Origin of the sequence: Agathobacter rectalis ATCC 33656, assembly GCF_000020605.1 — a bacterium.
GTDB classification, from domain to species: domain Bacteria; phylum Bacillota; class Clostridia; order Lachnospirales; family Lachnospiraceae; genus Roseburia; species Roseburia rectalis.
In genome coordinates this window covers 805,747-829,190 of the sequence record NC_012781.1, presented here as the reverse complement: position 1 = coordinate 829,190, position 23,444 = coordinate 805,747, and the positions used below count along the sequence as shown (strand labels likewise).

General features: G+C 41.8%; 18 protein-coding genes and 6 tRNA genes. All 24 read right to left on the bottom strand.

Features of this window, described 5'->3' with window-relative positions; all coding sequences use genetic code 11:
• Positions 1-157 precede the first annotated feature (157 nt).
• Positions 158-1,057: a PD-(D/E)XK nuclease family transposase gene (locus tag EUBREC_RS04130; RefSeq protein ID WP_012741794.1), complete on the bottom strand. Its 900-nt coding sequence runs from the start codon at positions 1,055-1,057 to the stop codon at positions 158-160.
• Positions 1,058-1,379: 322 nt separating this feature from the next.
• Positions 1,380-2,141, bottom strand: a complete 762-nt coding sequence (locus EUBREC_RS04125) for a hypothetical protein (RefSeq protein WP_012741792.1) — start codon at positions 2,139-2,141, stop codon at positions 1,380-1,382.
• 55 nt (positions 2,142-2,196) lie between these two features.
• A complete protein-coding gene (locus EUBREC_RS04120) occupies positions 2,197-3,744 on the bottom strand; it encodes a sensor histidine kinase (protein WP_012741791.1) in 1,548 nt (515 codons plus the stop codon).
• Between the two features lie 53 nt (positions 3,745-3,797).
• A complete protein-coding gene (locus EUBREC_RS04115; RefSeq protein WP_015516825.1) occupies positions 3,798-4,451 on the bottom strand; it encodes a response regulator transcription factor in 654 nt (217 codons plus the stop codon).
• Between the two features lie 533 nt (positions 4,452-4,984).
• Positions 4,985-6,838, bottom strand: a complete 1,854-nt coding sequence (locus tag EUBREC_RS04110; protein ID WP_012741787.1) for a fructose-bisphosphatase class III — start codon at positions 6,836-6,838, stop codon at positions 4,985-4,987.
• A gap of 218 nt (positions 6,839-7,056) precedes the next feature.
• Entirely contained in the window at positions 7,057-8,034 is a 978-nt protein-coding gene (bioB, locus tag EUBREC_RS04105) for a biotin synthase BioB (RefSeq protein WP_041253911.1), read from the bottom strand.
• 149 nt (positions 8,035-8,183) lie between these two features.
• On the bottom strand, positions 8,184-9,056 hold the full coding sequence (locus EUBREC_RS04100) for an EamA family transporter (RefSeq protein ID WP_012741785.1): 873 nt from the start codon (positions 9,054-9,056) through the stop codon (positions 8,184-8,186).
• A 258-nt stretch (positions 9,057-9,314) separates the two neighbouring features.
• Positions 9,315-9,387, bottom strand: a tRNA-Lys gene (locus EUBREC_RS04095).
• Between the two features lie 17 nt (positions 9,388-9,404).
• Positions 9,405-9,476, bottom strand: a tRNA-Gln gene (locus EUBREC_RS04090).
• A gap of 68 nt (positions 9,477-9,544) precedes the next feature.
• A tRNA-His gene (locus tag EUBREC_RS04085) sits at positions 9,545-9,618 on the bottom strand.
• Positions 9,619-9,665: 47 nt separating this feature from the next.
• A tRNA-Arg gene (locus tag EUBREC_RS04080) sits at positions 9,666-9,739 on the bottom strand.
• Positions 9,740-9,770: 31 nt separating this feature from the next.
• Positions 9,771-9,841, bottom strand: a tRNA-Gly gene (locus tag EUBREC_RS04075).
• Between the two features lie 6 nt (positions 9,842-9,847).
• Positions 9,848-9,922: transfer RNA gene (locus EUBREC_RS04070), tRNA-Pro, on the bottom strand.
• A gap of 175 nt (positions 9,923-10,097) precedes the next feature.
• Entirely contained in the window at positions 10,098-10,691 is a 594-nt protein-coding gene (locus EUBREC_RS04065) for an XTP/dITP diphosphatase (protein WP_012741784.1), read from the bottom strand.
• Between the two features lie 48 nt (positions 10,692-10,739).
• Positions 10,740-11,819 (bottom strand): N-acetylmuramoyl-L-alanine amidase family protein, encoded by a 1,080-nt coding sequence (locus tag EUBREC_RS04060; protein ID WP_012741783.1) that lies wholly within the window; start codon positions 11,817-11,819, stop codon positions 10,740-10,742.
• 1 nt (position 11,820) lies between these two features.
• Positions 11,821-13,494, bottom strand: coding sequence for a lectin like domain-containing protein (locus tag EUBREC_RS04055; RefSeq protein WP_012741782.1), 1,674 nt, complete (start codon positions 13,492-13,494; stop codon positions 11,821-11,823).
• A gap of 8 nt (positions 13,495-13,502) precedes the next feature.
• The gene (locus EUBREC_RS04050) at positions 13,503-14,654 is read right to left on the bottom strand and encodes a THUMP domain-containing class I SAM-dependent RNA methyltransferase (protein ID WP_041254478.1); all 1,152 of its coding nucleotides are present in this window, start codon (positions 14,652-14,654) and stop codon (positions 13,503-13,505) included.
• Positions 14,655-14,737: 83 nt separating this feature from the next.
• Positions 14,738-15,055: a rhodanese-like domain-containing protein gene (locus EUBREC_RS04045; protein ID WP_012741780.1), complete on the bottom strand. Its 318-nt coding sequence runs from the start codon at positions 15,053-15,055 to the stop codon at positions 14,738-14,740.
• 309 nt (positions 15,056-15,364) lie between these two features.
• On the bottom strand, positions 15,365-17,392 hold the full coding sequence (locus EUBREC_RS04040) for a GGDEF domain-containing phosphodiesterase (RefSeq protein WP_012741779.1): 2,028 nt from the start codon (positions 17,390-17,392) through the stop codon (positions 15,365-15,367).
• 133 nt (positions 17,393-17,525) lie between these two features.
• Positions 17,526-18,812: an O-acetylhomoserine aminocarboxypropyltransferase/cysteine synthase family protein gene (locus EUBREC_RS04035; RefSeq protein ID WP_012741778.1), complete on the bottom strand. Its 1,287-nt coding sequence runs from the start codon at positions 18,810-18,812 to the stop codon at positions 17,526-17,528.
• A 46-nt stretch (positions 18,813-18,858) separates the two neighbouring features.
• Complete coding sequence (locus EUBREC_RS04030; protein WP_012741777.1) at positions 18,859-19,899, bottom strand: P-loop NTPase fold protein; 1,041 nt, start codon at positions 19,897-19,899, stop codon at positions 18,859-18,861.
• Positions 19,900-20,016: 117 nt separating this feature from the next.
• Positions 20,017-21,582, bottom strand: coding sequence for a uroporphyrinogen-III C-methyltransferase (gene cobA, locus EUBREC_RS04025; RefSeq protein ID WP_012741776.1), 1,566 nt, complete (start codon positions 21,580-21,582; stop codon positions 20,017-20,019).
• Between the two features lie 61 nt (positions 21,583-21,643).
• Complete coding sequence (hemC, locus tag EUBREC_RS04020; RefSeq protein ID WP_012741775.1) at positions 21,644-22,660, bottom strand: hydroxymethylbilane synthase; 1,017 nt, start codon at positions 22,658-22,660, stop codon at positions 21,644-21,646.
• 84 nt (positions 22,661-22,744) lie between these two features.
• Positions 22,745-23,443 (bottom strand): precorrin-2 dehydrogenase/sirohydrochlorin ferrochelatase family protein, encoded by a 699-nt coding sequence (locus EUBREC_RS04015; RefSeq protein WP_012741774.1) that lies wholly within the window; start codon positions 23,441-23,443, stop codon positions 22,745-22,747.
• Between the last annotated feature and the right edge of the window lies 1 nt (position 23,444).

Genomic DNA, 23,444 nt, shown 5'->3' with positions numbered 1-23,444 from the left:
ATGTGGTTCTCCTTTTTTGTGTTCCATATTGTTATAATGAGTATATATGTCAGTTGTAAACTTTTTGTATCATACATTGCATTTTTATTATAAAAACCCGGTCTGCACATACTTATGCAAACCGGGTCTATATTTAACGTATCTTGTAACTATTAAACTATACCAATTCAGGAATTTTATATCCTGCTTCCTCCATCGATTTTTCAAATTCTCCAAGGCTGACATTTGCCTCTTCGGCTGCTACATCTATTTTTAACCTTCCCTTTGAAACCAATGAATACAACATATTATTTTTTCCCTGAAGAATCCCCTCTTCCTTCTGTTCCTCACCATACTCCCTGGCATATTCCTTTGCATACTCTTTTGCATATTCCATTGCATACTGTCTTACTGCTTCGCTCATAGCACCACGTCCTTCCTTTTCTTTGTAATAAGCCACTGCTTTTGACAATGTCTCACTTTCTATCTGCTCCGGCCTGCACTGGTGAAAATCTTTCATCATCCGACCTATATCATCATTACCTTCATACCTTCCATTTACATAGATGATATGTGAACCATCTCCAAAAACTTCGCCTGTTTCATCAACACGTCTTTGAATGTGATAAAATGGCAGTCCTTTTCTGAACTTATCGTGATCATAAATAAAAATCACATAGGAATCCTTAATCTCCTTAAACTCCTGTCCTTCCCCCAGCATCCTCGCATCCATCATACTGCTGTGATATCTGGCTCTTCTAACATGCGATCCTTCCGCATTAATCTGCACCTCGATATCAATATGCCTGCCATCGACATCTATTGCATGCACGTCCAAGGTAATACATCTCCCGCCAATCACCGAATTTTTTAATTCATCCTGCCCCCTGACGTCTATAACCTTAATATCACGCTCCATTATTACGCGAAGCAGCAGCTCCGTCGTCTCAATATTCTGCCCGAATACAAGACTCATCAGATTGTCATCAAACAGTGTCATTTTGTCAATCAATCTGTTGATGATTACATCATTCTGGCCATAATTACTGTCCAAAATTTCTTTTGTCTCTCCCGACATTATTCTCCTCCTGTTTAGTTGTGTGAGCAGGGAGAATATAATATCGCATGATACGAAATCTCTTATCAATATAAAGCATCCGCAACCCTAGTCCGCTTCATTCACATAAGATTTTCTCAATCGACATATCCATTTTCCCCACTATTGATAGGTAACTTAAAGCATTGAAAATTTCCATGTCTTTGTCGAAAAATAATAAGTGGTTCTGCCCTCTTCAAAGTGATACGCACCGATAAAAATGTGTACTGTGGTGTCGCTCAACAGAAATATAATGCTCTGAAATAATAGTAACATAGTGAACCGCATTTGTCATTACAATTTTTCACTTCTCATGAATCGCATATACATATTCATTTTCCTGTAAAAACTGCAGCACCTCATAGCTTTCATTATTTTTTTGCTCCACTGCTGTTGTCTCGGATATCAGGTTAAGCTTTGAAAAATCTATCCCGCTGTAGTCAAAATATCCTTTGTAAGCAGACAAATCATTTTCTGCCTGTGATTCATCATCTGCCTGCAAAACCTCTTTATATTCACTCATATCACTAATATCCTTCATATGTGCTTTTGCCATAATGATTGTCCCATCCTCAAGCATCCAGATTGTATGATTTTGTGTACCATCATACTTCTCAAACCTGATTATCCAGTAATATGCCGTATATGTGTTAAAGGTATTATCCGATGCCTTTTTCGCTGCTGCCTCCCACGTATACCAGTTAGAGTAGTCAGGTGAAAGATTTACAGGATAGAGCTTTTCGTCATAAAGCTTTTCTATGCTTTTTCTGCATGTGGCAACTGCCTGATAATCCTGCTCATCCATCTCATAAGAGGCAGCATCATCTGTCGTGCTGTCCCACTGCCCATCTATGAGCGAGAGCTTCTCCGACAATTTCAGATTGGCAGATGCTTCCTTTGCCATTACAGAGCCTGAAGGCAGATAGCTTTTAGGAACCTTCGCCACATGATCATGTTCACTTTTCTGGTTTGCCTCAAGCACTATGCCAGGCACCATGATGCCTGCTATTACTATACAGATTACTGCAACAGACATTATTATTAATTTGAAGCTGTCTTTTTTCATATCTTCCTTTAAATCTTACGAATTTACCATTTTTTATATCTATACTGCGTTCAGATTACCACGGAAGCAAAATCCTCATCGTTGTTCCGCATCCGGGTTCACTTTCCACTGAAAGTACTGCATTATGGTGCTCTAAAATGATTGCCACAAGCGACATTCCGATTCCGGCACCGCCCTCTTTTCTGGCTCTGGATTTGTCTGCCATATAAAACTCATCACAAATTCTTTCTGCCTGTTCCTTAGTCATTCCGATTCCGTGATCGATTATGCATATTTCATATGCCCTCGTGCATTTCCTGTCATCTGCTGATTCGGCTTCGCCTATATCCGTTTTATCTTTAGGTATATTACAAGCCATATTGTCCACAAATTTTCCTGTAACCTCAACCTGCTGACCTTCTTCTGACGCTTTCCTTGCATTATCCATCAGATTGACAAGTGCTGTAACCAAAAGCTCTCTATTCACGGTCAGCACAGTATCCTCTATCTCTGTTTCTATAGTAAGATGCCTGTTTTCGTATGCAGGCTCAACAACCTTTACCACCTCTGCACAAAGATCTGCCATATGAACCCGCGCTTTTTCAATATCATGCCGGCGCAGATATATCAGCTCAAAAAGCTTCTGCGACATGCTCTCCAGACGTTTTCCCTCCGAAAAGATATATCCAAGCGCCATCATCTGCTCCTCTCTCGGAAGCTCCAGTGAACGCATCGTGTCTGCATATCCAATGATCGACGTCATAGGGGTTTTTATCTCGTGTGTAAAATCCGCTACAAACTGCTCACGCCTGTGCACCATATCGTTAAGCTCGTCTACATGATCCGATACTGCCTGCGCCATGATATTAAATTTCTGCGCAAGAAGCCCTATCTCATCATGACTTTTTACGTTTACCCTTGTGGCATAATCCCCCTGCGCTATTTCCTCGCTGACATGGTTAAGCTTCTCGAGCGGCTTTGTCATGTACCTGCTGATAAAATACATTGCTGCCGACTCTGCAATCAATATGACTATTATTATCAGCCTGAAATAGTTTATCTGCTCATCAAGCAGTGTATACGCCTCTGATGCATCGCATTTACTTACTATCCAGAGATTTTTTTCATTTATCACACTCTGCGATGTAACATAGATATAGTGCTTTTGGGATTCTTCTTTTATCACATAGTTTTTGTTTCCTGTTGTGAGATTTTTAAAAAGTGTATCACTTATCCTTGCATCACTTTTGTCATCTGTATATACTTTTTCACCATCAAAATATATGTAGAAAAATGAATCCCTTGAGCGCACACTGCTGCTTACACGGCTTCCGATCTGCGGAAGTTGCGCGGCTATTGATGATGCGGAAATGCTGCTCTTTTCTGCATTATTGTTATCTGTATTATTGTTCGAAGTTTCAGAATTATCGGAAACTGAATTTAAAAGCTGCAAAAGCTCATACTCCACAGAGGACTGTACCAGATTATTCTGCACAATAGCGTTTTTAAGCTGTGTCTGCTTCGCCAGCTCAAAATTCTTGTGTATCATGAGGTATCCCACCAGCCCCAGTCCAAGTGAAAGCAGTATTAAGTTTGTGAACAATACCTTGTACCTGAATTTCATTTATCCCTCTTTTTGTATATTACGCTTACCCATATTTAATGGTCTTTAGTTTTCTATTCTTCCAGCCTGTATCCTGCCTTAAATACGGTTTTAAGGCTGTCTCCTATATCAAGCTTTTTGCGCAGTCTCTGTATGTGAAGATCGAGAGTCCTCGACTCGACAGAGTACTCACTTCCCCATATTTCTTCATATATTTTTTCTCTGAAAAGTGTGATATTTTTATTGCGCATCAAAAGCTCAAGCAGCTCAAATTCCTTTGGTGTAAGCTCTATATGCTTCCCTGCCTTTGATACATTCTGGTTTTTCGTATCGATAGCTATATCCTTAAAGGTGAGCTGCTGCTCCATCTTATTATAACGTCTTAGCACTATATTTACCCGGGCTAAAAGCTCAACAATCTCAAATGGCTTTACCATATAGTCCTCGGCACCGGACGTGAGACCTCTTAGCCTGTCATCTAAAGTGGCTTTTGCTGTGAGAAATATAACAGGTATGCCAAGCGGCTTTATGTATTCCATAAGCTCAAAGCCGTTTAACTTCGGCAGCATTACATCAAGTATTATCAGGTCAAAATTTCTCTCCTCCAGAATATCTGCTGCCTCCATACCATCAAAGGCACAGGTGCAGCTATAGCCTGCTTTCATGAGATTTAATCTGATGAGGTCTGATATCGGTTTTTCGTCTTCTACTATTAGTATTTCTATCATCATATTCCTTCTAAAACTTTATTATCCGTAACTATTATCCTTTATAAATCTTTGCATATTCTTCTTTTGCTGTCAATCCTAAGGATTATATATTCAGCCTGTATTATGCATGGCTGTTTATATATTAGCAGATACTTGTATCTAAAATGTATCAGTCGCAAGCAATTACATACGAAAAATCCGCCATGCATACACTGCATGACGGATTACTCTTTAATCATATGCTGCTCCTTTAACCTATCTTCCCCCTTAAAAATCACAATTATCTACACAACCCTGGTAAGCAGGGTTTTCATCCTCAAATGTATCAATTATTTCATAAGACTGAACATTACGGTTAATTAAACTGACCGGTTCCTTGCCAAATGATAATGAAAAGGGATTATTTTTCATCTCTGCGCTCCTGTTTTATAACTCTTTATAACTTTTAATAATTTTTATAACTCTTTATAACTTTGTATTCTTTTTATAACTCTTTATAACTTATTTGTCAAGGTCAGGTTCCATACGTACCCTACAGTCTAATATGTTCCCTACAGCCTCCTGTAGTTCTCAAGAAGCTTGTGCAGATCATCAATCTCTCCAATAAGCCTCTTCCCTATATCGGTATCCTTCACAAGCATACGTCTCTTATCATTTTCCTCGACCTCTGATGATGTCTCTATGTCAGTATTATTTATCAGGGCATCCTCCACCGATGTAAAAGGCGTGTGTGCCTTGAGCCTTAGACCATGTGAATTGTAAATCAGTGTATAGCCGGCGATACCGGTTTTCTTGTTCATCGCACGGCAGAAGCCTCCATCTATCACAAACAGCTTGCCATTGGCCCTGACAGGGTTCTCTCCCTCTATTGCGTGAACCGGTGTATGTCCATTTATGATATGCGCATCATCATCATACAGCCCGAACTCGTGCAGTATCTGACAGCAGAAGCTCTTATCGTAATACCTGCTGTAATATGGGTTAGAAGGCTCTTCCCACATGCTCTTGTCTGTAACATATTCCATCTCAAAGGTCTTAAGCCTTCTGCCGCACAGCGGTGATTTTTCTCCTCCCCACAAAAACCACATAAAGTCCACATCATCCTTATAAGGATTGTCCACATACGCAGCCCTTGCCTTCTCATCACATTTGTCAAGCAACGCCCTTCCGTGATAAAATTCACCATCAATATACAGCTTATCAAAGGCTCCGTTGCTATCAACCGGAACACAGCCATGATAGAGCAGGTTGCCATTGTATACATTGTACATGCCGCCCTTATCATACAAAAATCTGACATGCTTGTGCAGGCGCTGTCCTGTCACAAACTGTCTGTGCAGCTTTCTCATGATGACAGTCTCCTCGTCACTTAGTGCGTAGGGTCTCTCATCATCAACGGTTGGAAAGCGCTTTCTGTCCACTCCTACATCCTGCAGCTCGTCCAGCCTGTCAAGCATCAGCCTGTTTCCCATCTCATACTCGGGATGTGCAAGTATAAGCTGCCCCTCAAGCTTAAAAAGCATTACTGTGATGGCCGCCCTTGCAGCCTCAATTCCATCCTCTATACCATATGTTTTCATGCCAAACAGCATTAGCTGTCGTAAGCTTATTCCGTAGGCATTCTCAAGAATTTCCACATTGTTGTATTTAAGATTGTTGCGGATGACATTACATATACATGCATCATTTCCACATGCCGCACCCATCCAGAGAATGTCGTGATTGCCCCACTCAATATCAAGCGAGTGATAATCATAAAGCAGATCGAGAATCTTATCCGCGCTTCCTCCTCTGTCAAATACATCTCCCACAATGTGCAGATGGTCAACAGCAAGCCTCTTAATCAGTGCAGACAAAGCGATTATAAACTCATCCGCATCCTCCAAATCAATTATAGTCTTTAATATCTGCTTGTGATATCTGACCTGGTTTGCATCCTCATCCTCCTGCGCATGCAAAAGCTCATCGATAATGTACGCATATTCCTCAGGCAGAGCCTTTCTGACCTTCGACCTGGTGTACTTTGATGAGAGCAGCTTTGCGACAAGTATAAGCTGATTTAACGTCATAGCATACCAGTCACTGTCTATCTTGCCCTGTTCATCAAGCAGGGCCATTTTCTCTCTTGGATAGTATATGAGCGTGCAAAGCTCCTGTCTGTCATAATCAGAAATCGTATCCTTGAAAATCAAATCCACCTTTTCCTTTATCACACCTGAGCAGTTGTTCATGATATGTAAAAAAGCCTCATACTCGCCATGTATATCACTCAGGAAAAACTCCGTGCCCTTTGGCAGGTTTATAATCGCAGAAAGATTGACTATCTCCCTGATTACATCCTGACTTGATGAATAATTTTGTTTTAAAAGCTTCAGATATTTTGTATTACCTTTATCGTTGTACATATTTCCCCCGTAACCTCTTATTTTTCAATGAAATATATTAATTCGCTCCTATTCATGTTCCATGCTATACCGGATAAATCCCTTAAATTACATTTTTTTCATTATATAATAATATTTTTCACCCCGCAACCAATCCTGTCATTTGTACTAAAAAAGATGCGCAAAACTAATACTATTTTACGCATCTTTGACATATTTTATATTCTGAATAATTACCTTTATTTCATGTACTCAGGTGTCACATTCCTGCCCATGCCCTCAAGCATTTCCTTGTCACTTCTGATTGTGGCACACGCTACTGTCGTAAGCATGTTTCCTGTAATTGTGGCTGATGCTCCCGACTTGAATGCAAGCTCTCCGTCATTTGTAAGCAGCGCTCTTCCGGCTCCGAGACGTATGTCAGCCTTTGGATTTATATATCTGAAAAATGACACTGTACGCAGTATATCAGGCTCACTGATATGCTCAAGTCCCTCAAGCGGAGTGCCTGCAATCGGCATAAGCGCATTAAGCGGAATGGAATCCACTCCTACCTCTGCAAGGCTTACTGCCATATCAAGCCTGTCCTCCCAGGTCTCACCCATTCCGATGATGCCGCCTGAGCACGCATACATGCCCTCTGCCTTCACCTTTTTAAGCGTCTCAATCTTCATATCATAGGTATGTGTGGTGCATATATTGGGGAAATTACGCTTTGAGGTCTCTATATTGTGGTGATAGCTGCTGACACCTGCCTCGTGCAGTCTGTGAAGCTGCTCTGCTGAAAGAAAGCCCATTGATGCACATAAATCAATCTTACACTCTCTTTTCATAGTCTCATATGCATGTATTGCCTTGTCAAATTCCTCACCTGTCAGCGCTTTTCCCGCTGTAACTATCGAGAAACGGTCTACACCCTCTCTCTCATTCATCCTGCAAGCCTCAAGTATCTTTTCCTCAGGTAAAAAATCATAAACCTCACAATTTGTATGATTATGTGCTGACTGCGCACAGTATTTGCAGTCCTCAGGGCATTTTCCGCTTCTTCCGTTTATTATCGAGCACAAATCTACCTTGTCACCGATAAACTTCTCCCTGATCATATCTGCGCCCTTACACAGCTCGTCTAAATCACATGTAAGGAAAAATGATAGGTCATCATCCCTTGTGATTCTTCTTCCGTCTATTATCTCCTGTGCCAGTGTTATTGGATCCATTTTAATCTCCTTCGTGTCCTGTATTTCTTCTCTCATTTAATAAGTATCATTATAATACATATCATCCGTTATAATTGTCAACTATAAATATTTCCTCGGTTAACAATGATAATAGAAAAACAGAAAAACGTCAAGATGTTTTTATATATTTAAACCAGCATAATCAATGTTCCTGCTATGATGAGCACCAGTCCTGTAAAGGATTTAATCGTCAGCTTTTCCTTAAATACGAAATATGAAAACACAATTGACACAACTATGCTCAGCTTATCTATAGGCACTACGACACTCGCAAGTCCGTCCTGCAGTGCCTTGTAATAGCAAAGCCATGAGCCGCCTGTTGCAAGTCCCGAAAGGCAGATAAAGCCAAGCTCTTTTTTCTCTATATGCTTTATGGTGTGCTGTTTTCCTGTGGCAAATACCACTATCCAAGCCATAATAAGCACCACTATCGTCCTTATTGCAGTTCCCAGATTAGAATTGATTCCCTCTATGCCGACCTTTCCCAGTATTGAGGTGAAGCTGGCAAAAACAGCAGACAGCACTGCATAAAACAGCCATCCATGGGAACCCCTGGCCTTATTCTGCTCTTCCTGTGATATCTCCTTTTTGGTGATCATCATATACGTTCCAATTGCTATAAGCACCACACATACCAGCCTGAGTACGTTTATCTCCTCTTTAAAAAAGATAAATGCAAGTATAATGGTCAGTATTGTGCTTGATTTATCAATCGGCACCACTCTGTTTACATCGCCAAGCTGGAGTGCTTTAAAATAACAGAGCCATGAGGCTCCGGTAGCGACTCCTGAAAGCATCAGAAATATCCATGTCTTTGCTGACACAGCTGTAATCTGCCCCTGCGCTTTAACCACAAATACCATAATCCATGAAAAAATCAAAACTACAATTGTCCTGATTGCAGTTGCTACGTTTGAATCAGTTTTTTTGATACCACACTTTGCCAGTATTGATGTTATACCCGCAAAAAATGCGGATCCAAATGCATATAATACCCACATATTTTTCTCTGTCTACGCTTCGGTCAACTACGTTGTCCGGAGTTCGAAACCTCCATTCTTCTAAATACAAAAAAACCGTTCAAGGAACGGCTTCTTTTACGCTAATGAGACATCGGGGATTCGGTCTACGCTCCGCTTCGGTCCGCGCTTAACAGACGTCCCCCGGACGTCTAGCGCCCCGGTCAACTACGTTGTCCGGAGTTCGATTCCTACGATGTCTGACATTAAAAAACGCCTCTTTAAGAGAGGCATTTTTAATGAGACATCGGGGATTCGAACCCCGGACAACTTGATTAAAAGTCAAGTGCTCTACCACCTGAGCTAATATCCCATATATTCAGATTGTAACAGGGCTAGTTGGATTCGAACCAACGAATGCAGGAATCAAAATCCTGTGCCTTACCGCTTGGCGATAGCCCTTGAGTAATACTCGTGCGCCGCACGGATACGCATATAATGCGCACGACACTATTTGCATTAATGCAAAGGGTGGATACAGGGATTCGAACCCTGGGCCTCCAGAGCCACAATCTGGCGCGCTAACCAACTGCGCTATACCCACCATATTTACTTCATATGGTCCATATGGAATTGATATGAAATAAAAAATGTGCCTGAAGGGATTCGAACCCCCGACACCCGGCTTAGAAGGCCGGTGCTCTATCCAACTGAGCTACAGACACATATGGGATACTGCGAATACTGCAATATCTAAGCGGGTGATGGGAATCGAACCCACGTATCCAGCTTGGAAGGCTGGTGTTCTACCATTGAACTACACCCGCATGTAGTCGGGGTGACAGGATTCGAACCTGCGACCTCCTGGTCCCAAACCAGGCGCTCTAGCCAAGCTGAGCCACACCCCGAAGGATTTGTTTGCGTTCTTTCCGTGACGCAAGAATTAGTATATAGCAAAGGGAAGAATATGTCAACAACTTTTTTTATTTTTTTTATATTTTTTTAAAAGTGGCTGCCGGACAGCTTAAAAGAGCTTACCGGCAGGCATTTTATCCGTATACGTTGCAATTGAACGCCTATACTCTAGATCACCTTCACAAGCATTTCTCTCATGGCGCGAAGAGCCTTGCCTCGATGGCTTATGGCATTCTTCTGCTGGGGAGTAAGCTCTGCAGAAGAGCAGCCGTACTCATCTAAATAGAAGATAGGATCATAACCAAAGCCGTTGGCTCCCGCTATCTCCCATCCTATGTAGCCCTCCATAGTCTGTCTGGTCACAAGTTCCTTTCCATCCGGCAGCACTGCGGCGATAGCGCACACAAAGCGGGCTGTACGCTTCTCCTTTGGCACACCGTCAAGGCGTTCTATAAGGTTATTATTCTTTATATCATAGGAAGTATCCTCGCCCATATAGCGCGCTGAATATACTCCCGGTTCCTTATTCAGATAGTCAATCTCAAGTCCTGAGTCGTCTGCGAGAACAATTGCATCTGTGTGTGCCGCAATTGCGCGGGCCTTAATCAGCGCATTGTCTTCAAAGGTCTTCCCATCCTCCACTATATCCACATTGATACCTGCTTCCTTCATTGAACGGATATCCACGTCACAGTCTGAAAGTATCTCTTTGATTTCTCTGAGCTTATCCTTGTTTCCTGTTGCAAATATGATTTTTGTCATAATATATTTCCTTCCTTCTTTTTCTATTCGGACAATTTCCAGATACAGCTAGTAGCCCTCATCAAAGGCCTGCATGATTGCATTGTATATACCCTGAGCTGCCTGTTTCTGATAGTCTGCATTGGCCAGATTGTCAAGCTCCTGTCTGTTGGTCATGAAGCCCACCTCCACAAGCGCAACCGGAGCCTCACTTGTTCTTATTATATATATGTCATCTGCAGGAAGCAGCCCAAATGCCCTGTTTCCTGTCGCAGCTGTCACGTTATCCATGCAAATCTGTGCAAGATGTTTACTTCCGAGCTCTCTGTTATCTGACTGGCTGTAGAGCACCTGCGTACCCGAAACTGCGGTGAAATTGCCCTTTTCATATGAGTTGCAATGCACGCTTATAAATAAATCCGCATCCGCCTTATTGGCAAGTGCCGCTCTCTGCTGCAGTGTAGGATTGGTATCTGTTGTCCTGGTGTAGAATATCCCAAGCCTTTTGTCACCTGAATAGCTGTCAAGCTGTTCCTTAAGTGCCAGCACTATGTCCAGATTGATGCTTTTTTCCTCTATTCCGTTTCGCACGGCACCGGTCATACGACCGCCGTGACCTGCATCTATTATGATGACCTTATCGTATATATCATGCAGATTGACAAAGCTCAGATAAAGATATCCATTCTCTATGCGCTGCTTCACCTGATAGAGCTTGTCTGTAGTGATAGCTATCACACCATCTGCCCCTTTGCGGTAATACTGCATGGAGTCTATATGATTTGACCTGCCTGTCATGGAATACTTCGTAAAGTAATTGTCCACATCAGCCTTAAGCTTTACATAGACCGTCTGCGTCAGGGCATCGGTTTCCACCGATATACTCTGGCGCTCCCCTTCTGAGTCGTCCGGCAGCTCTATCCTTAAATCATCCTCAAAGCCGGCTCCCTTCTGCAATATCTCATCAGGGTTCTTCTCCTGCTTTGCATCTGTGGAAGCCTTGACATAGTTTTGCAGCACATTATCCTCCAGTGCTTTTGCCATATCATACTTCTCATTTATAGCCGGAAGCTTTTCAAGCGTGACCGGCACGATAAGTGCAAGCATAACGAAAAATACTGTTATTATCTTTAGAATATTTCTGTACATATCATCTGTTATCAGAAAAGGCCTTTATACAGAGGTTACAATCCTGTTTTTCCTTTACATTGATATATGCCACACCATCATAGCTGATGTAGCCCTCGCCATCATCCAGATTGACCGTAGACATGTATGCTTCTCCCGAGTTGTACTCTATAGCCATCGGATGAGTCGAGCCCGGTGTATTTATATAAAGTACAATGGCATAACGCTCACCTGACTCCAAATCAACAGGCTCATCAAAATCAACAGTGTAATAGCCTGCATTTTTTAGTGACCCCTCAGCCACCAGCGTCTTATTTTTAAAAGAATACTCATTCTCAAAATTCTTAACTACATACAGCTTGTATGAGGTATCCGCTGCTGTAGCATAAAAGCCGGAAGCCCTTAGCGATTCAGCCGACTGTGCGGTAAATATGTTGGCTCCGTACATATCCTCCTTATCGTAGCCCATCTTTCCTACCCAGCCACACAGGTCACTCTGGTATATATTATCATAATTGTCAGCACTCTCTATATCTGTATAAACAACATTGTGCGTGCCCACATTTGTATCGTAGTATGACACATAGAACACCCCATTGTCTCCAAAACTGCTGCCCCAGCTGTTCTGGCATATAAAGGCTCCATCTCCTTCCAGATCCACATTGAAGTTTTCCTTAGGGTAATTGTCATCCCAGCCAATTATAACCACATCATGATTTGGCTTATCTTGACCCATATAACAGTAAGAATTAGTCTGCTTATTGTAATAAGGCGTCTTTGTCTTTGAGCTTGCTATTGTACTGTAAAGCGATGTCTGCACACCACCATATTTGAAAACAGCCTCCTTTATGCCCTGATAGTCCTTTCCATCTATGATAAGCATCTGCTGCACATGCTTTACTGCTGCAAGATCATCGCGTGTCACTCCATCTCCGTAAGGATCATCCGCGTCATAAACCGGTCCCTGCCATGCTGCCAGATATGCCATTCCCATGGTATACTCTCCACCGTCATACTGATTGACGTTGAATGAGTTGCTCATACTCATATGATCCACGGAAAACAAAAGCTGCTCCTCCGGCATAAGGGCTGACTCAAGTGCACTTGTGGCCGCAAAAGCCCAACAGGTGCCGTAGCTGCCCTGATCCCTGATTAGTGACACACGCTGTCTTTCCCTCAGATCATACTTTGTTGGCACCGTTGATACACCCTCGGATTTGTCTGTCATAGTAAGCGTATTTGTCGCCGTATCAAAGCTGCAGGTCATATCCAAAAGTTTAGACAGCTTGTCTAAGCTTGCATAAAACTGTCCCTTATACTGTACAAAGCCATTGTCATCTGCCAGCTTGAAATCAGCTGTCAGACTGTGCTTTTCCACCAGAAGCTCATTTTTATTGTATACATGTGCACTGCTGTTTAGTGCATCGCGAAGCATAGACACGGGAACCATTATATTCCTGTTCTCATCCATATACACATGCTCATCCTCGCTCGTATACTCCTTATTTTCTATCCTAAGCCTGATGGTGGTTCCATTTACATCAGCAGCCACAAGCGGACTCCATATAGTATTATCTATCTGTGCTCCTCTGAACGCGCCAAGTGTAGAGCTGTCCTTTGCATATATGTAAAAATTAGACACAAAGATAAGTGCCAAGATTAATGTAAATGCAATATATCTCTTTGAATATTTCATATACCCTGCTAATCCTTTTTCCTTCTCGGAGGCTTAGGCCCCATAAACTGATAAAAATATGTCTTTATCATACCATTGTAGATTTTCCTGTTTTTGTCAGCTTTTCTGCCGATATAGCGCTCTGTATCCTCATAGCTCGTAATCAGATACATCGACCATGCATCAAGCCTCTTATAAGCTTCTCCAATCTGTGAATACAGTGCCGGGAGCGCTGATTTCTCCTCGAGTCGCTCACCGTATGGAGGATTTGAGATAATAAATCCGTACTTCTTCGGGTGATGCAGGTCAGCCACAGCCCTCTGCTGGAAATGAATCATGTGCTCCACTCCGGCTCTCTTGGCATTTTCCCTGGCTGCAGCCACCACATCAGGGTCAATGTCATAGCCCTGGATGTCCACCTGCACATCCTTATCTATCATATCCTCTGCCTCCTGCACAGCCTCATACCACAGCTTTCTTGGTATGATATTGGTCCAGCTCTCAGCTGTAAACTCCCTGTTCATACCGGGTGCTATATTTGCTGCCATCATGGCTGCCTCTATCGGAAATGTACCACTGCCACAAAACGGATCCACAAGTATTCTGTCTGCATGCCATGGTGTAAGCATGATGAGCGATGCTGCAAGTGTCTCAGTCAGCGGCGCCTTGCTCGTTGCCAGACGGTATCCTCTCTTGTGAAGGGAATCCCCCGATGTATCAAGTGTCACCATCACCTCATCCTTGTACAGAAAAACCCTTACCGGATACTGTGCTCCGTCCTCCGGGAACCAGTCAATGTGATAAGACCTCTTCATTCTCTCAACCATAGCCTTTTTCACGATAGACTGTATATCAGATGGTGAAAAAAGCTTACTCTTTATGGAAGAAGCCTTTTTCACCCAGAATCTGCCGTCCTTGGGAATATAATTTTCCCATGGGAGAGCCTTTACATTTTCAAAAAGCTCATCAAATGTGGCAGCCTTAAAGCGTCCTACCTGAAGTAATACTCTCTCTGCGCCTCTTAAGAATATATTCGCTCTGCATATAGCCTCAGCATCGCCCTCAAACGATACCCTGCCGTCCTCCACACGTGTTATCTCATATCCCAGATCATATATCTCCCTCTTGACTACTGCCTCAAGGCCAAAATGACATGGCACAACAAGCTCAAATCTATTCATATATTGTGTAACTGCCTTTCTATAATTGTACTTTACATTGTTATCTAATATTGTTGCATAAATTTCAATTTTTTTAAATAGTTTCAGCCATATTTCTGCAACTTTTTTTGATATCCGCACATAGCATTGTATCCACCTATGACTGTCGCTGTATCAAAACCGCGATTTCCCAGATATCTGGCCAGCTTCATGCTGCTTCCACCATGCGTGCAGTAAAAAATCACACTCTGTGACGCATCGAGTTCACTCTCATATGAATCCGTGATATCCATAGGCATACTGAGTGCGCCTTTCCAGTGCGACCTGTCATATTCCTCTCTTGTTCTTATATCTATAAGCAGTGCATTCATTTCTTTTTGCACCTTATAAAGCTCATCCGCATAAACTATTTTAAATTTCATACATCCATACGCCAAAATACGAATTTACATTATGATATTCATTTTATTATGAGATGTGAACTGCGATAAATCACCAAAATCATTACAGCCGGTGCTTTAGTACTTTAGCTCTTTAATAAATTAACTCGTTTTGTTAAAATTATATTATTTTGTGTTTCAAAGTATTGCTTTTTAATTACTGTTATTTTATAATGTTTCCGAAGAGAGAAATCTTTTCAATGTTATACCTCTTATTAATTATTTATACTCCCCTCAAAAGAGCCGGTCACATGACCGGCTCTTTTATACTGCTTATATTTTTTATATTTATCAATCCAAAAGCATCTCATACTCTGTTAACGGCAGTGGCTTTGAATAATAAAAGCCCTGTATACTGTCGCAGTCTATATTCTTCAAAAACTCTACCTGCTCCTGACTCTCAACACCCTCGGCGGTCACGCAGATTCCCAGCTCCTTGGCCAGTGCTATCGTGTGCACAAGCAGCCTCTCACCATTTGAATCTCCTATATAGTCAATCAGGCTCTTGTCGATTTTGAGTGTATCAAAGCACTTCATATTGAGGGTAACAAGTGATGAATAGCCTGAGCCAAAATCATCCACCAAAAGTGGAAATCCATTGCCATGGAATTTATCCGCAATACTCTTGATTTCATCATTATCGACCGCTGCACTCTCTGTAATCTCTATAGGCACAAGATGTGTGTATATGCCGATTCTTCTTGCTATATCATGATATCTTTTAACCACAGACTCAAAGTACAGGCTCGCTCTGGACAGGTTGATTGAGATAGGAACTATTTTTTTCCCTTCATCAAGCCATCTTCTCTGATGTGTACACACCTCGCGGAATACATACTCATCAAGCGCCTTAATCATGCCGTTTCTTTCAAAAAGCGGTATAAATTTGGATGGCGGAATAATCTCATTATTTTCTCTTCTCCACCTGACAAGTCCCTCTGCACCGACCAGCTTGTTGGTCTTTGGAGCATACTTGGGCTGATACCATATCTCAAAATGATTGTCATTTAAATCCCGGTAGAAGTTATCCTCCATCTGCTTTTCTTCGACAATCCTTTCTGTATCGGCCTGACTGTATATCTGATAGAGCACGTCCTTCCGCTCCTTGATCCGATTCTTGGCAAAGTTGGCCTCGCCGTATGCTTCCTCAACCTTTTTTCCCGGCTCCCATTTTGTCACACCAAAGTATGGCTGAATCTTTGGAATCTTTAAGGATTCTGAAACCTTAATAAGCTGTAAATTGATGGTCTCTATCTTTCTGATAACCTTATTTATCTTGTCATCCGCAAAGAAAATAACAAATCTGTCTGCATTTATATGACCTGATATGTCATTATATCCTACAACACCGCGTATATTTTCAGAAATCCATCTAAGCGCCTCATCGCCCTTTGCCACACCACAGATGGAGTTCACTATCTTGAAGGAGTGAATATCCATGGAAATCAGATATCCTGATACGTTTCTGTCACGCAGCTTCTTTTTAAAACTCTCGTAATTGTTGCCTCCGGTCACTGCATCCACATACGCTATACGCTCAAGCTCTCTTTGCTTCTCCGGGCTTATATCCGAAAAGCCCGCTATCATCTTGTGCAGCTCTCCCACGCCAGACACATTGACAAACTTTGCTCTGCAATACTGTACCTGTCCATCCCTCACGATGCGGTAATCATGCTGATAGGTATCCTTTATCAAAAACTGCCTGCGCAGATTATTAATTGATGTCTCTAAAAGCATGTGAAGCTTATCCTCTTCTAAGACGATAGCATTTACATACTGTTCCATCATCTCATTATAGCCCGGTTTTGACTCAAGCACTTCTCCAAACATAGCACGGACAGAAGGATTCATCCTGTACGGATACATCTTATTGTTGTCTACATCTACATAGTAGATACTGTTGAAGTTGCTTCCTAAAGCATTCACCATCTCACTCTCGTTAAGACGCTCATCAAGCTGCTCAGCAAGCCCTATTGCCTCAACTGTTCTGCCATCATCATCAAAGCAAATCGACTTGAATGATATCCTGTAGGTATCTGTTCCTTCCTTGGCATGCAGTACTACAGTAGCAAATTTTTCTCCCTCTGCAATCTGTTTAACAGCCTTCAGCAGATTATTCCTGTCAACCATGCTGTCTATAAACGGATTGTTTATAATATCCACATTTTTCTCTTCTGAGTCATCTAATGAATCCTCTGATAAAAAAGACCTCAAACGGCATTCCTGCGGAAAGCACTTAAAAACATACTTTCCCCAGGATGCGAATGCGGTCTTTATATCCATCTCTATATTGTTTTCATCATCAAATCTATTACTCATAATAATTCCCACAAAAATAAAATAATTATTAAAACTCTTTCATACCTATCACTACTATATCATTAGTAAGTCATTTCGTAAAGTTTTGTTTTTACTAATTTTGTTCTTTTTGTGTATTTTATGAATATATATTTTATTTTATAGCGTCGAGTGCGTTTGAGATATCTGCAATCAAATCCACCTTGTCCTCAAGACCTAAGCTTATTCTGATAAGCTCTGCCGGCACTCCTGCTTCCTTAAGCTGCTCATCATTCATCTGACGATGCGTGCTTGTTGCCGGATTTAAGCAGCAGGTTCTCGCATCTGCCACATGTGTCTCGATTGCACCAAGCCTTAATGCCTTCATAAATGCAGACGCTGCCTCTCTGCCGCCCTTTAAGCCAAATGATACGACTCCGCAGCCTCCGTTTGGAAGATACTTCTGTGCTCTCTCATAGTATTTGTTTGAAGGAAGCCCTGAGTAGTTTACATAGGCAACCTTTGGATGATTTTCCAAAAATTCAGCCACTGCCTGTCCATTTTCCACATGCTTTGGCATACGCACATGAAGTGACTCAAGGCCAAGATTCAGCATAAATGCATTCTGTGGTGACTGCATAGAACCAAAATCGCGCATAAGCTGTGCTGTACATTTGGTGATGAACGCACCTTCCTTGCCGAATTTCTCTGCATATGTGATGCCATGATAGCTGTCATCAGGTGTGCACAGTCCCGGATATTTATCTGCATGTGCCATCCAGTCGAATTTGCCGCTGTCTACGATTGCTCCGCCGAGTGTGGCTCCGTGTCCGTCCATGTACTTTGTGGTAGAGTGTGTGACAATATCTGCGCCCCACTCAATTGGTCTGCAGTTTACAGGTGTCGGGAAGGTATTGTCCACTATAAGCGGTACTCCGTGCTCGTGTGCCACCTTTGCAAAAAGCTCTATATCAAGCACCGTAAGCGCAGGATTGGCAATAGTCTCACCAAACATAAGCTTTGTGTTTGGTCTGAATGCTGCATTCAGCTCCTCCTCTGTAGCATCAGGAGATACGAATGTAGCTGTAATACCCATCTTCGCCATAGTTACCGCGATGAGGTTGAAGGTGCCTCCATAGATGGATGATGATGCCACGATATGGTCTCCGCACTCACATATGTTGAACATGGCATAGAAATTGGCTGCCTGTCCTGATGATGTGAGCATGGCAGCAGTGCCACCCTCCATAGCTGCGATTTTTCTTGCTACCGTATCACAGGTTGGATTCTGCAGTCTGCTGTAGAAATAGCCCTCTGCCTCAAGGTCAAAAAGCTTTCCCATGTCCTCGCTTGTGTCATATTTGAATGTAGTTGACTGAATAATCGGAATCTGTCTCGGCTCTCCGTTTCCGGCTGCATAGCCTGCCTGTACACACTTTGTACCTATACTGTATTCTTTCATTGTGCTTCTCCTTTATTATGTTAATGTTTCAGTTGGATATAGTATATTACATTTGTCGCGTTTTGACAAATTCTTCAAATCGTGGAAGTGTGAGAGTAATTTTACCGTACTCAGAGGTATCTATAACCCCCTTTCTTTTGAGCCGGTCTCTATATACCGAGAATAATCCTGAATTCATATCCAGCTTTTCTCTGATTTCTTTTACCTTTTCTTCACCACTTACTGATATTTCCAACAATATTTTTTTATCAAGCTCTGACAGCTCCGACCAGATTTTACTGTACACATACTCATCAAGGCACTGATCATATTCCGGTAAAATATCTTCTATCGTGTGATCATCCCTGTTTTCCCAGTAAAGATATCCCAATACCTGGAATGCAAAAGGATATCCCTTTGTAAGAGCTGCCATTTTGTCTGCCTCTCTTTGATCCAGTTCAAAAATATCCATATAGTGTTTCCTGACTGCTGTAAAGCTAAGTGGCTCAAGCATTATCTTAGGCGCCCTGTACAAAAATGTAAGTGCCTTGTCGTTCTGCAGATCATATATATTTTCAAACAGCCCCGTCATAAGCAGAAAAATAGGATAATCCTGTCTCAGAAATATCTGAAATGAACTGACAAATACTTTTACAAATTCACAGTTCATAACCTCATCAACTGAAATGAGTAACCGCTTATTATGTTTCTTTATATTTTCAAGCATCAATTCCAGCACATTTTCTATATCCGTAACCGGTGCTGCATTTTCTATGGAAACGCCCAGTCCAAACGCTGAAAAATCCAGTTTTGCATTGACAAATATTTTATTCATCTGAGGCATACTGTAAATCTTAGCTGCAAGGCTCTGAAGCATATCTCTCGTAGGGTTAAGCTCAACTGTCAGCCATTCCTCATCCTTCTTTATCTCTGATACTATATTGGTCATCATAACCGTTTTGCCCGATCCCCTTACCCCGGTTATCATAAAAAGCTGGTTTGCAGGATTTTCTGACCTAAATGTCTCTACTATCTGATTGGTCTGTGAGATTCTTGATATATATTGCAGTGGTTTTTTCCCGAATGATAATGTAAATGGATTTTGCATTTTGTTTTCCCCTTATATAACTTTATATAACTTTTTGTTTCGTATATAAGTTTATATAACCTTATATAACTTTGCATTTATTATATAACTTTATATAACTTTTGTCACCATAAATTCTTAATCTTTAAAAGCATCTTTATAAGATATTTTATCTACCAGCGCTTCATAACTGCTATCATCAGCTTGTACTATCTCTCTGACATTGTGCTGCTCTAATGCTGCTGTTGTTTTTTCACCTATTGAGTATGCTGTTTCCACGTATGCATTCTCCGGCAGCATATGAAAAAATCTTTCCACATTTGATGCGCTTGTAAAAACAGCTTCACTTACCATGTTTCCAATGCTTTCAGGAATACCCTCATATGCCTGCTCATTTACATATGCATCAATTTTTTCTAATTCACATATTTCTTTAAGCCCTGCCTCAAGGTCAGGTGAAGCCTCCTTTGCCGAGAAAATGCAGACTTTACACATTTTATCAGATATATTATCATTGCTTAAATCCAATGTACTATTTTTCCCTAAATCAAATGTATCCTCATCACTTACTCCATAGGCATACGGCATACATAATTTCATTGCATCTGCAAGTCCTTTTCCGGTCTGTTCTGCCGGAATAATATCTGCATTTATGTGATGCTTTACAAGCTCTTTTTCTGTAGCTTTTCCCACCACCGCAAACCTTGCATTTGCTATAAGCCTGATGTCAGCCCCTGCCAGATCCAGATTATAGAAAAATGATCTTACACCATTTTTGCTTGTAAAAACTATCCAGTCTGCCGATCTTACTTTATCAACAAATTTAGGAATTATAACTGGTTTAATTATGCCTGTTTTAACCGGTGTGATGTCTGCTCCAAGCTGCTGTAATTTTGCTATCAATTCGTTTGTTTTGATATATGGTACTGTGATTTTTCTTCCAAACAGCGGTCTTTTTTCAAAGAAATCAAGCCTGTCATTCAGTGAAACCACATCTCCCACAACGATTATAGCCGGTGATGTCAGCTTTGCTTCCTCGATTTTTTCTCCGATATCCGCAAGCGTTCCTATACATTTGCGCTGCGCGGCAAGTGTGCCGTTCGATATCACTGCTGCCGGAGTATCCGCTCTTCGTCCTGCTTTCATAAGCCCTGCTGCAATGCTTTTTACATGCGCAAGTCCCATCAAAAATACGCAGGTGATTGTCTCATCTGTAAGAAGGGAATAGTCTATATCTGCCTCCTCATCCTTTCTGCTGTGCGCAGTGATGACCTGAAAGCCTTTTGCTATGCCTCTGTGTGTGATAGGTATTCCTGCAGCCGCAAGCGCTGCAACCGATGAACTGACACCCGGTACCACTTCTACCTCCACATTTCTATCTACCAGGTAGAGAGCTTCCTCTCCGCCTCTTCCAAAGACATACGGATCTCCGCCCTTTAAACGGACTACAAGCTCATGATATTTTGATTTCTCGTATAAAAGCTCGTTTATGGCATCCTGCTTCATGACATGCTTGTGATTTTCCTTGCCCACATAAATAAGCTCACAGCCTGCCTTTGCCATTGAAAGAAACTCTGGTGATGATAGTCTGTCATACACCAGACAATCCGCCTGTTTTATATATTTTTCTCCTTTTAAAGTGAGCAGGCCCGTATCTCCCGGTCCTGCTCCAACTAATACTACTTTTCCTGTGTTTTCTCTCATGATTTTCCTAATTATTTTTCTACTGAATTATTATGATTAAAAATTATGACTTGATATTTTTTTAGTCGATTTCTAATTTATACCGAATATCGTGCACGGCACGCTCCACAATATTGTTTCTGTCTGATGTCATATCCCATACCTGCTCTGTCCTTGCAAGCTGTTTTCCATCCTCTGAGCCAAACATCGCAAGAAGCTTTAGCCTGTTATTTTTGTTGCTGTCATTACCGCGGTCTTTTTCACTTACAATATCACAGTATGCAGCCACAGGCAGATGACAGTTACCACCGATTTGCTTTAAAAATTCTCTCTCAATGCCTGCGCACAGATTGGTTTTCTCATCTGACAAAGCATCTAGCTTTGCCATCAGCTTAGCATTGTCAGCACGTAGCTCAAGCGCCAGTGTGCCCTGTGCCGGAGCCGGAATCATATCATCCTCTGAAAAGTACTGTGTGATCTCAGAATCTCTTCCGATACGCTTTATTCCCGCCGCTGCAAGTACGATTCCATCCAGCCTGTATTCGCTATACTTATTCTTTTTTTCGTTAGCTATCTCATTGTTATTTACAGTATTATCGGCAACCTCTTCATATATAATTTCACCATCATATAGCTTACGAAGCCTCGTATCGATATTTCCGCGTATGCCAACCACCTTAAGGTCAGGGCGCAGCTTTAAAAGCTGATACTTTCTGCGCTTGCTTCCGGTTCCTATCACGGCACCATGAGGAAGCTCATCCAGTGAAGCGGCATTTTTTAGCACCAAAACATCCCTTGGATCTTCACGCTTCCATGCCTTTGCAAATGTAAGCCCTGCTGCCGGTTCATCAGGCATGTCTTTCATGGAATGGACTGCCATATGAATCTTTCCCGATAAAAGCTCGTCCTCTATCTCCTTTACGAAGATACCCTTTGAGCCAATCTTATCGAGTGCCTTTTTCTGCTCTAAATCGCCTGTTGTCTTTATGATAACAGCCTTAAAATCATCATCCGGATATGCTCTTTTTAACTTATCTATCACGTAATCAGTCTGAACAAGAGCAAGCTTTGAGCCTCTCGTTCCTATTAAATACTTCATTTTACTCTCCTACGGATCATGCCATTTTCCATTTATCATTTATAAATGAACAACAACTTAAAATCTGTAATACCATACTTTAAACTATATTTCCGGAATCCTTCCATTATCAATAGCTGCACACAATATTTCTTTAAATACACGCTTTCTCTCGGCTTGAGTGTCATATTGCGCTATTACTTTTTCGCGGATCTGTCCCATGTATTCGTTCAGTTCACCAAGAAACGGAGTAAGAATCTCCTGCTCTTTGCCTTTCAGATACTGAGTCAGCACAGGGCTGTTTCCTCCGCTCGAAAATGCCGCAACAAGATTCTTTTCCTTTATGTATGACGGAAAAATAAAGCTGCAATCAGCCTTCTGATCGACCGCATTTACCATGATGCCATTAGCTTTGCAATACTCTGCAATCTCATGATTTAAAGCATTGTCATCAGTGGCAGCGATAACCATTTCCATGCCGTCACAGTCTTTTCGGTCAAACCTTCTTTTTATAATCGTAATTCTATCGGCTGCATCCGAGTCCGGCTGATTGTTTTCTTTGTTTGCTGCATCCGGGTCCGTCTGATTGTTTTCTTTATTTGCCGTATATGAGCCCTTTTTATCCTCGCTTGCTATATCATCAATTGTAAGCTTTCTCAGCTCATCACATATATCCTCTGCCACAACCGTGACCTTCGCGCCAAAATCCAGCATTACGATCACCTTGCGGTATGCCACATTTCCACCGCCGACGATCAGACACTCTCTTTCCGTCATATCCACAAACATCGGAAAATACGCCATT

Coding starts and splice junctions, on each gene's coding strand:
- EUBREC_RS04040 (WP_012741779.1), bottom strand. CDS start 17,392: ATGAGTAATAGATTTGATGATGAAAACAATATAGAGATGGATATAAAG.
- EUBREC_RS04050 (WP_041254478.1), bottom strand. CDS start 14,654: ATGAATAGATTTGAGCTTGTTGTGCCATGTCATTTTGGCCTTGAGGCA.
- EUBREC_RS04130 (WP_012741794.1), bottom strand. CDS start 1,057: ATGTCGGGAGAGACAAAAGAAATTTTGGACAGTAATTATGGCCAGAAT.
- hemC (WP_012741775.1), bottom strand. CDS start 22,660: ATGAAGTATTTAATAGGAACGAGAGGCTCAAAGCTTGCTCTTGTTCAG.
- bioB (WP_041253911.1), bottom strand. CDS start 8,034: ATGGATCCAATAACACTGGCACAGGAGATAATAGACGGAAGAAGAATC.
- EUBREC_RS04120 (WP_012741791.1), bottom strand. CDS start 3,744: ATGAAATTCAGGTACAAGGTATTGTTCACAAACTTAATACTGCTTTCA.
- EUBREC_RS04045 (WP_012741780.1), bottom strand. CDS start 15,055: ATGAAATTTAAAATAGTTTATGCGGATGAGCTTTATAAGGTGCAAAAA.
- EUBREC_RS04065 (WP_012741784.1), bottom strand. CDS start 10,691: ATGACAAAAATCATATTTGCAACAGGAAACAAGGATAAGCTCAGAGAA.
- EUBREC_RS04035 (WP_012741778.1), bottom strand. CDS start 18,812: ATGAAAGAATACAGTATAGGTACAAAGTGTGTACAGGCAGGCTATGCA.
- EUBREC_RS04125 (WP_012741792.1), bottom strand. CDS start 2,141: ATGAAAAAAGACAGCTTCAAATTAATAATAATGTCTGTTGCAGTAATC.
- EUBREC_RS04030 (WP_012741777.1), bottom strand. CDS start 19,899: ATGCAAAATCCATTTACATTATCATTCGGGAAAAAACCACTGCAATAT.
- EUBREC_RS04015 (WP_012741774.1), bottom strand. CDS start 23,443: ATGGCGTATTTTCCGATGTTTGTGGATATGACGGAAAGAGAGTGTCTG.
- cobA (WP_012741776.1), bottom strand. CDS start 21,582: ATGAGAGAAAACACAGGAAAAGTAGTATTAGTTGGAGCAGGACCGGGA.
- EUBREC_RS04100 (WP_012741785.1), bottom strand. CDS start 9,056: ATGTGGGTATTATATGCATTTGGATCCGCATTTTTTGCGGGTATAACA.
- EUBREC_RS04115 (WP_015516825.1), bottom strand. CDS start 4,451: ATGATAGAAATACTAATAGTAGAAGACGAAAAACCGATATCAGACCTC.
- EUBREC_RS04060 (WP_012741783.1), bottom strand. CDS start 11,819: ATGTACAGAAATATTCTAAAGATAATAACAGTATTTTTCGTTATGCTT.
- EUBREC_RS04110 (WP_012741787.1), bottom strand. CDS start 6,838: ATGTACAACGATAAAGGTAATACAAAATATCTGAAGCTTTTAAAACAA.
- EUBREC_RS04055 (WP_012741782.1), bottom strand. CDS start 13,494: ATGAAATATTCAAAGAGATATATTGCATTTACATTAATCTTGGCACTT.